Below are 13,196 nucleotides of genomic sequence, written 5' to 3' on the forward strand. Positions count from 1 at the left end.
CGACCTTGTACGACCTGTTTTCCTTGGGCATAGTGCGAACGTTTATCATTCCAGGGTCGCTTCGACCCTGCGCACCTCGTCCCTAGGAGAAGCAAATGGTGGTGTCTTTGAACAAGGTTTCGACGCTGGGTGCCCTCGCACTGCTGTCGCTGGCAGTGGCTGCCTGCTCCACCCAGGCAGAGGCGCCGCCGCCCCCTCCGGCGCCGGTCCCGGTCGCTGCCGCGCCGGCCACGCCCCAGGCACCTGCCGAGCTCAAGCGCGTCGAGCTGGGCTATGGCCTCTACGAACTGGCCTACAGCCCGGCCAAGCAAGCGGTCTATGCCGCGACCGCGCAACTGACCAAGGGCGTCACCGGTGGGGTGATCTACCAGCTCGATCCGGCGACCCTGGCCGTCACTGGCCAGATCCATACCGACCTGAAGAACTTCGCCCTGACCACCGATGCCGCTGGCGAAACCCTGTTCGTCACCAATTCCCTGGACGGCGGCCTGACGCGCATCGACCTGCGTACCGGCAAGGTGGAGAAGCGCCTGAAGTTCAACGAGATGGGCCGGGACGGCCATCCGGTCAACCCGCGCCAGGTCATCCTGCTCGACGGCAACCTCTATGTCGGCGGCGTCGGCGATCCGGGCGTGATCTGGGTGGTGGACGCCAAGACCCTGACCCTCAAGGCGCGCATTCCCAACGCCGGCAAGTGGGTGACCGGGTTGTTGTATTCCGCGGATACCCAGCGGCTCTATGCGGCCAATGGCGGCGGCGAGGTGCTGGTGATCAATCCGCGTACCCGCAAGATCGAACAGCGCTGGACGCCGGGCGATGGCGGCAAGTACCTGCTGCTGAACCTGGCCGAGGATCGGGCGAATCATCAGCTGTTCGTCACCGACAACTCCGAAGCCAAGACCGTGCTGGTGTTCGACATTCGCACCGGCAAGGTGATCAAGCGCCTGCCGGTGGGTGACGCCCTGGCGATCAAGCTCAATACCCAACGCAACGAGCTGTACATCACCCAGCGCGAGAGCGGCCGGTTGCTGATCCTCGACGCCACCACCTACGCCGAGAAGAAGGCCTACGATCTCAAGCCCAATCCCAACAGCCTGCTGGTCAGCCCCGACGGCCAGACGCTGTATGCGACGGTGAAGACGCCCTTCGACAAGGAGTACATGAACACCGCGCCGGAAAGCGTGGTGCGCATCGACCTGACCGCGGTGAAGTAACGCGTGCCCTTTGGCTGCCGTGGTGTCCTGCTGCGGCAGCCAAAGGGCTTCCCAAGTTCGCCGGCTTGCTCTTGAATGGATGGCTTGCCATTCCCGAGGAGCTACCGGGTTGTCCGCCACCGATCCCAGTCTGCTTCCCCTGCTGGATGCCTCCTATCGCCACTGGATTGGCCAGCCGCTGCCCCGTCCCGACGGGCTGCCTCAGGCCGACCTCTTCACCTGGCTGCACGAGCGGGCACCCTATGCCTTGCTGGCCCACGGCGGTGAAGTCGATCCGCTGTTCTGCTACGCCAACCACCAGGCCCTGTGCTGCTTCGGCTACTCCCGCACCGAATTCATCGGCATGCCGTCACGCCTGAGCGCCTCGCCCAAGGATCGCGCGGCGCGGCAGGTGCTGATGGAGACGGTGGGTCGCCAGGGTTACGCCACGGGTTACGCCGGCTGGCGGGTGGATAGGACGGGGCGGCCGTTCATGATCCATGCGGGTGTGGTGTGGAATCTGGTTGATGCGGAAGGCGGGCGCTTGGGGCAGGCGGCGTTGTTCTGGCCGGATGCGCAGCGGGTCGGGCAGGTGGAGTGAGGCAGGGATGATTGGCTTCGCTGCGCTATCTTGATCCTCGAATGCGTGGACAAGGCTGCGCCGTTGTCCACCCTACGCATGCCCCGCCGTAGGGCGGAAACCCGCGTAGCGTTTTCCGCGCGTGGTGACGCCGGATCTGCTCTCCCCAAGGAACTGCTCCCTCGCCCTTGGGGAGAGGGCTGGGGTGAGGGACGTACGCCTCACTCATCCTCGACGATCAGTACTACCAGATCCTTGGGCCCATGGGCGCCGTAGGCCAGCACCTGCTCGATGTCGGCGGTCTTGGACGGGCCGGAGATCAGCAAGGCATTGGTCGGCATGCCGTCCTGCCAGCGCTGCTGTCGCTGCAACTCGTAGAAGTTGTCGACCACGGTGCTGGCCCTGAGCAGGGCGATGTGCAGCGGCGGCACCAGACTCATCAGTCGCGGCTCCTGGCGATCCGGCCAGAGCACCAGGCTGCCGGTGGCGGCCAGGGCGCCGAGGGTGCCGGTGAGGCTGGCGGGGGTGTCGTTGAACAGCTCGGCCTTCCATTCTTCCACGGGGCGGTCGTAGGCCTTCCAGCGCGGCTGGCCGTCGCCCTGCCAGCGCTCCACCAGGCGCGCACCGTGGGGCGTGCCGGGAGCGATCAATAGCTGATCCAGACCCCGTTCGGCAAGGATGCGCTCGACCAGCGCCGGCCAGTCCGCCGCGGTGGTCAGGTGGGTTTCGGTATGCACCGTCTCCATCAGGGTGCGCAGGCGGGCGACGCGTTCTTCAGGCGGATAGCGCCAGGGTTCGGTGACCAGGGCTTCGTCGAAGGTGTCCGCCAGCGGCTGGGTGCCCTGCAGACTGCCGCGCAGCTTGGCGAGGATGTTGTCGCGGGCGCTCATGGGCGTTGCTCCAGGTGTTCGCGGGCCAGTTCGTGCAGCGAGCGCGCTGCCGGTCTGGGCGCGCTGTGGTGCTCCGTCCAGGGGCCGAGCTGGCCGGGGGTGAAGCGGCCGAAGCGGGTGGCCAGGTAGCTGAAGCCCCGGTATAGCAGTGGCGAGGTGTAGAGACTTTGCCAGGCATGCCAGGTCCAGCGCTCACGGGCGGAGAACTTGCTGCCCTGGCCGCGCAGCAGGTGCGGCTCGGCATTGGGCGCTTTGACGTTCTCTTCCCGCAGCCGCCGCAAGAGCGCCGGAATCGGGATCTTCACCGGACAGACGTCGCCGCAGGCGCCGCACAGCGAGGAGGCGCTGGGGTGATCGGGCGCGCGCTCCAGGCCCACCAGGTGCGGGGTGATGATGGCGCCGATGGGGCCGGGATAGACCTCGCCATAGGCATGGCCGCCGATGCGGGTATAGACCGGGCAGTGGTTCATGCAGGCGCCGCAGCGGATGCAATTGAGGGTCTGGCGCAATTCGCTGTCGGCGAAGGCCTGGCTGCGGCCGTTGTCCAGCAGCACCAGGTGCACCTCGCGCGGGCCGTCCAGCTCCTCGGCCTTGCGCGGACCGGAGATCAGGTTGACGTAGGTGGTGATGGGCTGGCCCAGCGCCGAGCGGGTCAGCAGCGACAGCAGCGGCACCACGTCGCGCAGATTCTCCACCACCTTCTCGATGCCAGTCACGGCGATGTGCACTGGCGGTACCGTGGTGGACATCCGCCCGTTGCCCTCGTTTTCCACCAGCAACAGGGTGCCGGTCTCGGCCACGGCGAAGTTGACGCCGGAGATGCCGATGTCGGCCTCGAAGAATTTCTGCCGCAGTACCCGCCGGCCGGTCTGGATGAGTTCGTCGACGTCGGTGGTGTAGGGCTCGCCCAGGTGCTCGTTGAAGAGGGTGCCCACCTGCTGCCGGTTGAGGTGGATGGCCGGCATGATGATGTGTGACGGCTTCTCGCCGGCGAGCTGGATGATGTACTCGCCCATGTCCGACTCCAGGCAGTCGATGCCCTGGGCACCGAGGACGAGATTCATGTCCATCTCTTCGCTGACCATGGACTTGCCTTTGATCAGCAGCCGCGCCTGGTGACGTTCGGCGATGCCCTGGACGATTGCGTTCGCTTCAGCCGTAGTCTCGGCCCAATGCACCTGGACGCCGTTGCGTGTCAGGTTCGCCTCGAGCCGCTCCAGCAGCTCCGGCAGCTTGGACAGCGCCCGGGCGCGGATGCGATTGCCCAGCTCGCGCAGCCGCTCGCGCTCGTCGGCATCGCTCATGCTGGCCAGGCGCTTGGTCATCAGCGAATCCATGGCCGTGCGGAAGTTGCGTCTGAGCTGGTCGTCGCCCAGGGCCTGGCGGGCCCGCGTCTTGAACGGGGGCGCCGCGCTGACGTCGGTGAGGGGGATCTTCAGCATCTCGTTCACGCTGCACCTCCGATACGGCGCCAGAGAAAGCTCGCCAGGTGTTCGCCACGCAGGGCGGCGCGCTGCTTTTCCAGGGCGCCGTTGATGTTCATCAGGCAACCGCAGTCGGCGGTGAGCACCTGGGCCGCGCCGCTGTCCTGCAGGGCGCGGGTCTTGTCCGCCACCATGGCGCCGGAGATGTCCGGCATCCGCACCGAGAAGGTGCCGCCGAAACCGCAGCATTCGCTCTCGTGGTCATGGTCGACGCGCTCCACGGCCTGCAGCTGGCCGAGCAGGGCGCGGCCGTGCAGGTGGGTCTGCATCTCGCGGCGGGCGCTGCAGGAGGTGTGCAGCGCCACCTTGGTCGGGGCGCCGCGATCCTGGTAGTCGACCTGGCAGACGTGCAGCAGGAATTCCGCCAGTTCGTAGGTGCGCTCGGCCAGGTCCTGTACCAGATGCAGGGTCTCGGGTTCGTCGGCGAACAGCTCGGCATAGTGATGACGCAGCATCCCGGCGCAGGAGCCGGAGGGCACCACCACCGGCCAGGGCTCGGCGAACAGCGCCAGCTGGGTGCGGGCCACGCCGCGGGCTTCCTCGCTGTAGCCCGAGGTATAGGCCGGCTGGCCGCAGCAGCTCTGCGCCTGGGGGAAATGCACGCGGATGCCTTCGCGTTCCAGCAGGCGGATGCTGTCCAGGCCGGCTTCGGGATAGAAGAGGTCCACCACGCAGGTGCCGAACAGATAGACCTGGGTCGGCTTCTGCGGCGGATAGGTCCGCGGCGGCGCCAGCGGTGGCGCGGTGCGGGTGGCGTTGGGGGCGGCGTTGTGGAAGAGGTCGGTCATCGGGATACTCCGGGTTGGCCCGGTTAAAAGAGAGCCGGCTTATGATCTGCTGCGCATCGGCCAAACCGCGTTGAAAATGCCTTCGGAATGCTCATTTACCCTCCGTAAACTCCGCTTTCTCAGGCCTTTGATTCGCTGGCGCTCACCCTACGGGCCAGCCGTCGGCTGTTACTCCCGTTGGTCGTTGCGCCTTGTTTGTCTCTAGCTCGCGAGATCATCAAAAGGCTCCAGAAGACCGGCGGCGACCGGAGCCGCCGCCGGGAACCGCGCGATCAGTGCACCAGCATGCCGGTGAACACATAGGCCTGCGCCAGGGTGATCAACCCGACCAGCACGGCGAAACCGATGCTGTGGCGCACGGTGAAACGGAACAGGTCGGACTCCTTGCCCACCATGCCGGTGGCGGCGCAGGCCACGGCGATGGATTGTGGGGAGATCATCTTGCCGGTCACACCGCCGGAGCTGTTGGCCGCTACCAGCAGGGTGTCGGAAACGCCGATCTGGTGCGCGGTGGTCGCCTGCAGCGAGCCGAACAGGGCGTTGGACGAGGTATCCGAACCGGTCAGGAACACCCCCAGCCAACCCAGCAGCGGCGAGAAGAAGGGGAACAGTGCGCCGGTACCGGCCAGCAGCAGGGCCAGGGTGGTGGACATGCCCGAGTAGTTGACGACGAAGGCAAAGGCCAGCACCAGTCCGATGGACAGGATCGGCTTGCGCAACTCCACCAGGGTTTCCTTGAACACGCCCAGGGCGGTCGAGGGCCTGATGCGGAAGATGGCCATGGAGATCAGCGCCGAGATCAGGATCGCGGTGCCCGAAGCGGACAGCAGGTCGAGCTTGTAGACCGCCGGCATGGGCGTGGGCGTGGCCACGATCGGCAGCGTCTTGAGCACCAACTTGTCCAGGTAGGGCACCGGCACGTTGATCACCAGGGCATAGAGGGCGCCGCCGCTGGCGAACAGCGCCTTGAAGGCCTTGGTGGTCCAGATCGTCACCACCACGGTAAGGATCAGGAAGGGCGACCAGGCCTTGATCACTGTGCCCAGGGAGTGCTCCGGCGGCAGGCGACCGCCGCTGCCGAAGCCAACCCCGCCGCCCAGCATGGCGGCACCACCGCCGCCGACCACGGTGGTGGCACCGGCGGTGGCGTGCTGCGGCTGACGCAGTTTCAGGTAGGCGGTGAGGGCGATCATGGCCGCCAGCGACGAAGTGATGTCGGGCAGTTCCGGGCCGATGAAGTTGGAGGTCAGATACTGGAACACCGCGAAGGTGCCGCCGCAGATCAGCGCTGGTTTCCAGGTTTCCCGCAGGCCGCGCATGCCGTCCATCATGAACATCAGCCACAGCGGCACCAACAGCGACAGCAGTGGCAGCTGGCGACCGGTCATGGCGCCGATCTTGAAGGCGTCGATGCCGGTCACCTGGCCGGCGACGATGGTGGGGATGCCCAGGGCGCCGAAGGCCACCGGTGCGGTGTTGGCGATCAGGCAGAGGCCGGCCGCCTTCAGCGGATTGTGCCCCAGGCCCACCAACAGGGCAGCGGTGATGGCCACTGGGGCGCCGAAGCCTGCCGCTCCTTCCAGGAAGGCGCCGAAGCAGAAGCCGATCAGCAGCACCTGCAGGCGCTGGTCATCGGTGATGGACAGCACCGAGCTGCGGATGATGTCGAACTGGCCGCACTTGACCGTCAGCTTGTAGAGGAACACTGCCGTGACGATGATCCAGGCGATTGGCCAGAGGCCATAGAGGAAACCGTAGCCAGCGGCAGCCAGAGCCTTGTCCACCGGCATGTGGTAGACGAACAAGGCGATGACCAGGGCGATCGCCAGGGTCAGGGCGCCCGCTACGTGCCCCTTGAGCCTGAGAGCGGCGAGGGCGACGAAGAAGAACAGGATCGGCAGGGCAGCGACGAAGGCCGAAAGGCCCAGGCTGCCAAGGGGGAGATAGAGCTGTTGCCAGGTTTCCATCGGGTGCTCCTTGATTGTTTTTGTAGGGAGGCGGCAGGACGGGGTTGCACGGCATCGCGACCTGTGGCAAAAATTGGTAAGACCAATTTACAAGGGCGACTTCACGCACGTTAAGCGGGGTCTTTCCCGCTGTCAAACGACTTGCCGTGCGACTTTCGTCGGCCAGCTTTTCCAGCTGGCGAGCACGCCCTACCGCTTTGCGCATTTCCCGAGGTTTTTCATGGGTTTCGAACCGGTCAAGCAACGTCGCCTGTCGGACGACATCGTCAAGCACCTGGAAGCGCTGATCGCCGAAGGATCACTGCGGCCGGGCGAGCGCCTGCCGGCCGAACGGGCCCTGGCCGAGCGCTTCGGGGTATCGCGACCGTCGTTGCGGGAGGCGATCCAGAAACTGGTGGCGCGTGGACTGCTGATCAGTCGGCAGGGCGGGGGTACCTATGTCACCGAGGCGCTGAACAGCGCCTTCACCGATCCGCTGTTGCCGCTGCTGGAAAGTCGCGAGGAGACCCGGCGTGATCTGCTGGAGTTTCGCCACACCCTGGAAAGTGCCTGTGCCTACTACGCCGCGCAGCGCGCCACCGAACCGGATCTGGCGCGGCTGAAGCTGGCCTGGGAACGCCTGGAGGACTGCTATCGCCGGCGCGAGACCATCAGTCGGGAAGAGGAAGGGGAGGCCGATGCGGCCTTTCACATGGCCATCGCCGAGGCCAGTCACAATGCCGTCTATCTACACAGCATCCGCAGTCTGTTCGAGCTGCTCCGGCACCACATGGTGACCAATATCGGTGGCATGCACGCCCAGCGTGGCGAAACCCGCGAGCGGTTGCTGGAACAGCATCGGGCGCTCTACGAAGCCATCGTCGATGGACGCGCCGAGGCGGCACGGGAGGCGGCCAATCGGCATCTGGCCTATGTGCAGGAAGTGCTGGTGGAGGCGGGCGCGGTGGCTCATCGGTTGGCACGCGCTAGGCGCCGAGATGAGTTTTAGAAGCAATTAGAAACAATATCGTTTTGATATCACTAATTTATTTTCGAGGTGTCCTAAAGTTTTTGCCGCCAAGCCGTGATAACCCGGTCACACTATCTCGCTTTTGCGCGTCTAGACCGGTACTTGACAGTGGCCAAACCTACATCAGACATCATAGTTCCACCCTTCCTACTGACGCCAGTGGTACTGGGTGTCACGTCGGTATGCTCGCTTTTCGGCGTCGCCGGCCTCTCCACCACGACCCTCACCCTCGGCGGCGTCCAGGTCGCCCTCGCGGCAGGAGCGGCCGTCTGGCAACACCGGCGCGCCGCCACCCTGCAGGCTGAGCTGGAGGCTGCCCAGGCCGCAGGCCAGGAACTCAGCCTGGCGCGCGACGAGGCCCTGGAGAATCTGTGTGTCGCCGTCCTTCCCGTGTGGTCCGAACAGATCGAGGCCGCGCGCGCTCACACCGAACAGGAAATCGTCAGCCTGACCAGCCGCTTCGCCGAGCTGGCCGGCCGCATCGAGAACGTGGCAGGCAACGACCAGGGCGGCGGCGATCGCCTGGTGAACCTGATGGCCGCCAGCCAGAACCAGCTGGACGGTATCCTGCAATCGCTGCGCGAAGCGCTCTCCAGCAAGGGCGCGTTGCTCAACGAGGTCAACGGCCTGGCCTCGCTCACCGAACAACTCAAGAGCATGGCCAAGGACGTCGGCGACGTGGCGCGCCAGACCAACCTGCTGGCGCTCAACGCCGCCATCGAAGCGGCGCGCGCCGGCGAGGCCGGTCGTGGCTTCGCGGTGGTCGCCGACGAGGTGCGCAAACTCTCCACCCTGTCCGGCGATACCGGGCAAAAGATCGGCGAGACCGTGGAAACGGTGAATGGCGCCATTGCCCGTACCCTGGAGCTGTCGCAGCTTCACGCCGAGCGCGATACCGGCACCCTGAACCAGTCCGGCGAGACCATCGAGCAGGTCATCGGGGCCTTCGGTGGCACCACCCGCGAGGTGGTCGAGCGCAGCGATGCCCTGGCGGAAAACGCCTCGGCCGTCGGCGGCGCCATCGCCGAGGTACTGGTCGCCCTGCAGTTCCAGGATCGGGTCAGTCAGATGCTCGGTCACGTGCGTGACGACCAAGCTCGTCTCGAGTGCCTGGTCGCCGAACGACGCGCCCTGGCGGCCAGCGGCCAGGCGCTGCCCCCCTTGGATACCAAGGCCTGGCTCGCCGAGCTGGCCCGCACCTACACCATGGCCGAGCAGGTCGCCGTACACCACGGCAAACGTGCCGCCGCCCCCGCCGAATCCGATATCACCTTCTTCTGACAGGACGTTCTGCCATGAGCAACAAAACCATTCTGATCGTCGACGACTCCATCTCCATCCGCCAGGTGGTCGCCATGACCCTCAAGGGCGCCGGTTATGACGTCATCGAAGGCTGTGACGGCCGCGACGCCCTCACCAAGCTGGATGGCCGCAAGATCCACCTGATCATCAGCGACGTGAACATGCCCAACATGGATGGCATCACCTTCGTCACCGCGGCCAAGAAGCTGCCGGCCTACAAGTTCACCCCGGTGATCATGCTGACCACCGAATCCGACGCCACCAAGAAGGCCGCCGGCCAGGCCGCCGGGGCCAAGGCCTGGATGGTCAAGCCGTTCCAGCCGGCGCAGATGCTGGCGGCGGTCTCCAAACTGATCATGCCCTGATAGCCCGCGGAGGCTGCCCATGAACGACATCGTTCGCACTCGCTTACCCCTCTCCGGGCCCCTGACCATCTACACCGCGGCGGACAGCAAGCCGCTGCTGATGGAGCCTCTGGCCGCCGGTGTCACCCTGGCCCTGGAGCTGGCCGAGGTCGACGAGTTCGACTCGGCTGGCTTGCAGCTGCTCCTGTTGGCCCAGCGGGAAGCACGCAGCCTGGGCGGCGCTCTGGAACTGGTCGACCCCAGCCCGGCGATCACCGAATTGCTGGAGCTGGCGGGTCTCACCCAGTTCTTCATGCCCATCCCGACCCAGGAGGTGGCCGCATGAACATGGACGAGATTCTCAAGACCTTCATCGCCGAGAGCGAGGAACTGCTGGTGCAGATGGAGGCCGCGCTGCTGCAGATCGAGCAGGCGCCGGAAGACATGGAGCTGATCAATGCCATCTTCCGGGCGGCCCACACCATCAAGGGCTCGGCGGGGCTGTTCGGCCTGGACCATGTCGTTTCCTTCACCCATGTCGCCGAGAGCGTGCTCGACCGCATCCGCAGTGGCGAGCTGGCCTTCGACGAAACCCTGTCCGCCCTGTTCCTGGAAGTCTGCGATCACCTCAATGGCCTGATCGCCCTGGTGGACTCCGGCAGCGCTCCCGAAGCCGACTTCCAGGCTGCGGGCGCGGCCCTGGTGCAGCGGCTAGAGCACTACCTCATCCCGAGCGCCAAGGCCAGCGGCCCGGCCGTTGCGACCCGCGCGCCCATACTCGCCACCGACGGTGTCGCCGCCGGCCACTGGCACCTGTCGCTGCGCTTCGGGCCAGACATGCTGCGCAACGGCATGGACCCCCTGGCCTTCGTCCGCTACCTCAACAGCTTCGGGCGCATCGTCAACATCGTCACCCTGACCGACGCCATCCCGGCCGCCGCCGAGATGGACCCGGAGACCTGCTACCTGGGCTTCGAAGTGGCCTTCGACAGCGACGCCGACAAGGAAACCATCGAGGGCGCCTTCGAGTTCGTCCGCGAGGACAGCGACATTCGCATCCTGCCGCCCCACAGCCGCAGCAGCGATTACTGCAAGCTGATCGAAGAGCTGCCCGAGGAAGACCTGCGCCTGGGCGAGATCCTGGTGCGTTGCGGCACCCTGACCGCCCACGAGCTGGACGAGGTGCTTCGCCGCCAGGCCGATCCGGCGCTGCCCCGGCAGCCCATCGGCGAGGTGCTGGTGGAGGCCAATCTGGTCAACCCGCCGGTGGTGGACGCAGCGCTGGACAAGCAGCGCAAGGTCAAGGAACAGCGCAATGCGCCCGCGGGCGATGGCCAACTGATCCGCATCGATGCGACCAAGCTCGACCAACTCATCGACCTGATCGGCGAGCTCATCATCGCTGGTGCCGGCACCCAGCTCATCGCCCAGCAGAGCGGCCTGGCCGAACTGGTGGAATCCACCGGCGTGCTGTCGCGGCTGGTCGAGGAGGTACGAGACACCGCCCTGACCTTGCGCATGGTCCAGATCGGTACCACCTTCAATCGCTTCCAGCGGGTGGTGCGGGACGTCTCCAAGGAGATCGGCAAGGACATCGCCCTGCGTATCAGCGGCGGCGACACCGAACTGGACAAGACCGTGGTGGAGAAGATCGGCGATCCGCTGACCCACCTGATCCGCAACGCCATGGACCACGGCATCGAATCCGCCGAGTTGCGCCTGGCGCGCGGCAAACCGGCCCAGGGCACCGTGGGCCTGAACGCCTATCACGAGTCGAGCAGCATCGTCATCGAAGTCACCGACGACGGTGGCGGTCTGTCCCGCGAGCGCATCCTGCGCAAGGCCACCGAGCGTGGCCTGATCGCCGAGGGCCAGGTCCTGGCGGACCGTGACATCTTCAACCTCATCTTCGAGCCCGGCTTCTCCACCGCCGAGCAGATCAGCAACCTGTCCGGCCGTGGCGTCGGCATGGACGTGGTGAAGCGCAACATCACCGCCCTGCGCGGCAGCGTCGATCTCACCAGCGAGGAAGGTCGGGGGACCACCGTCACCATTCGCCTGCCGCTGACCCTGGCGATCATCGACGGCTTCCTCATCGGTGTCGGCAACGCCACCTACGTGGTGCCCCTGGATGCGGTGGAGGAGTGCATCGAGCTCACCGACGCCACGGGTGCCCAGGGCCGTGGCAACGACTATCTCGACCTGCGTGGCGAGGTCCTCCCGGTACTGCGCCTGCGTCAGCTGTTCGCCGTCGAGGAGGCTCCGCCGCGGCGCCAGAACGTGGTGGTGGTGAACTACGCCGGCCGCCGCGCCGGCCTGGTGGTGGACCAGTTGCTCGGCGAGTTCCAGACCGTCATCAAGCCCCTGGGGCCGCTGTTCGGCCACAACCGCAGCCTCGGTGGTTTCACCATCCTCGGCAGCGGTGCCGTGGCCCTGATCCTGAGCGTTCCCGGGCTGATCGGCCAGGTATCCCAGGGCGCCACCCGTGGCGCTGCGACAGCCACTCTTTCCTGAAAGGATTTTCGACATGACCGTAAGTAAGAAGATGGCGTTGCTGGTGGTTTCGGCCCTGCTCGGTATCGTGCTGCTGGCCGGGTTAGCCTACGTCCAACTGGAAAAAGTTTATGATCGTGCCAACTACGGCAATGACAACACCGTGCCGTCCATCCTCGGCATCGACGCCATCGATGCCCATTCGGCGGACATCATCACTGGTATGTATCGCCACCTGGCGGCCGATGGCGAAGCGGCTACCAAAATAGCCGAGGATGAACTGGCGGAAGCCCAGCGGCTGACCGCGGAGAGTCTCAAAGCCTATGAGCCGCTGATCTCGGATCAGGCGGATCGCAAGCTCCTGCAGGACGACCAGCAGGCGATCGCCGAGCTCAACAAGCTGGCCGCCACCATCCTGCCGCTGTCTCGGGCCAGCCAGGACGAGGAGGTCAAGCGTATCCTGGGCGAGAAGCGCAACGTGATCGATCAGGTCGGCAACGCGCTGGACGCCCATCGGGCCTACAATCAGCAACTCGGCGCCGCCCAGGCGCAACTGGCCGACATCACTCGCCACCAGGCCACGTTGCTGTCCATCGGCATCGCCCTGGCGACGCTCCTGGGGATCGGCCTGCTGGGCTTCTTCATCACCCGCAACCTGCTGCGCCAGCTCGGTGGCGAACCGACCACCGTGGCCGCGGTCGCCACCCGGGTGGCGGCGGGCGACCTGCCCGACGACCTGAAGCTGCGGCAAGGCGACGATTCCAGCCTGATGGCCGCCATGCAGAGCATGGTGACGACCCTGCGCGGGCTGGTGGCAGAGATGTCGCGGATGTCCACCGAGCATGATCGTGGCGAAACCGATGCGCGCATCCAGGTGGAGAACTTCCAGGGCACCTTCCGCAACATGGCCGAAGGCGTCAATGCCATGGTCGCCGGCCACCTGAGCGATTCGGCCAAGGCCATGGCCTGCGTGAAGAGCTTCGGCGAGGGCAACCTGACCGCCCAGTTGGAGCGCTTCCCCGGCAAGAAGGCGGTGATCAACGACAACCTCGAACAGGTGCGGGACAACATCCAGACCCTGGTAGCGGAAATGAACCAGGTGTCTCAGGCCCACGACCGCGGCGAGACCGATGCCCGCATTCCCGT

12 protein-coding genes are annotated in these 13,196 nt (G+C 65.9%); 8 read left to right on the forward strand and 4 right to left on the reverse strand.

The window, feature by feature from the left end; translation table 11 throughout:
* The first annotated feature begins 95 nt into the window (after positions 1–95).
* Complete coding sequence (locus RND78_RS19215) at positions 96–1,214, forward strand: YncE family protein (protein ID WP_312731281.1); 1,119 nt, start codon at positions 96–98, stop codon at positions 1,212–1,214.
* Between the two features lie 109 nt (positions 1,215–1,323).
* Positions 1,324–1,794 (forward strand): MEKHLA domain-containing protein, encoded by a 471-nt coding sequence (locus RND78_RS19220; RefSeq protein WP_312731283.1) that lies wholly within the window; start codon positions 1,324–1,326, stop codon positions 1,792–1,794.
* Between the two features lie 200 nt (positions 1,795–1,994).
* On the opposite strand, the gene RND78_RS19225 is transcribed toward RND78_RS19220, so the two are convergent.
* From RND78_RS19225 to RND78_RS19240, 4 genes are all read right to left on the reverse strand, one after another.
* A complete protein-coding gene (locus RND78_RS19225) occupies positions 1,995–2,663 on the reverse strand; it encodes a lactate utilization protein C (protein ID WP_312731285.1) in 669 nt (222 codons plus the stop codon).
* Complete coding sequence (locus tag RND78_RS19230) at positions 2,660–4,105, reverse strand: LutB/LldF family L-lactate oxidation iron-sulfur protein (protein ID WP_312731314.1); 1,446 nt, start codon at positions 4,103–4,105, stop codon at positions 2,660–2,662. The genes RND78_RS19225 and RND78_RS19230 overlap by 4 nt, the downstream gene beginning before the upstream one ends.
* Positions 4,106–4,110: 5 nt before the next feature.
* A complete protein-coding gene (locus tag RND78_RS19235) occupies positions 4,111–4,935 on the reverse strand; it encodes a (Fe-S)-binding protein (RefSeq protein WP_312731287.1) in 825 nt (274 codons plus the stop codon).
* A gap of 272 nt (positions 4,936–5,207) precedes the next feature.
* Positions 5,208–6,902, reverse strand: a complete 1,695-nt coding sequence (locus tag RND78_RS19240) for a lactate permease LctP family transporter (RefSeq protein WP_312731288.1) — start codon at positions 6,900–6,902, stop codon at positions 5,208–5,210.
* A gap of 220 nt (positions 6,903–7,122) precedes the next feature.
* On the opposite strand from RND78_RS19240, the gene RND78_RS19245 reads away from it, so the two are divergent.
* The 6 genes from RND78_RS19245 to RND78_RS19270 form a co-directional block, all read left to right on the forward strand.
* Positions 7,123–7,890, forward strand: a complete 768-nt coding sequence (locus tag RND78_RS19245; RefSeq protein ID WP_312731291.1) for an FCD domain-containing protein — start codon at positions 7,123–7,125, stop codon at positions 7,888–7,890.
* 555 nt (positions 7,891–8,445) lie between these two features.
* Positions 8,446–9,192, forward strand: coding sequence for a methyl-accepting chemotaxis protein (locus RND78_RS28380; protein WP_409457080.1), 747 nt, complete (start codon positions 8,446–8,448; stop codon positions 9,190–9,192).
* 14 nt (positions 9,193–9,206) lie between these two features.
* Positions 9,207–9,578, forward strand: coding sequence for a response regulator (locus RND78_RS19255; protein WP_059227685.1), 372 nt, complete (start codon positions 9,207–9,209; stop codon positions 9,576–9,578).
* A gap of 19 nt (positions 9,579–9,597) precedes the next feature.
* On the forward strand, positions 9,598–9,903 hold the full coding sequence (locus RND78_RS19260; protein ID WP_312731297.1) for an STAS domain-containing protein: 306 nt from the start codon (positions 9,598–9,600) through the stop codon (positions 9,901–9,903).
* Entirely contained in the window at positions 9,900–12,071 is a 2,172-nt protein-coding gene (locus RND78_RS19265; RefSeq protein ID WP_312731299.1) for a chemotaxis protein CheA, read from the forward strand. The genes RND78_RS19260 and RND78_RS19265 overlap by 4 nt, the downstream gene beginning before the upstream one ends.
* Positions 12,072–12,084: 13 nt before the next feature.
* Positions 12,085–13,196 (forward strand): MCP four helix bundle domain-containing protein (locus tag RND78_RS19270; protein WP_312731302.1); only part of this gene is annotated, 1,112 nt, incomplete at its 3' end.

The sequence above is a fragment of the Pseudomonas oryzihabitans genome (genome assembly GCF_032027545.1).
In the GTDB taxonomy this organism is placed as follows: Bacteria; Pseudomonadota; Gammaproteobacteria; order Pseudomonadales; family Pseudomonadaceae; genus Chryseomonas; species Chryseomonas oryzihabitans_F.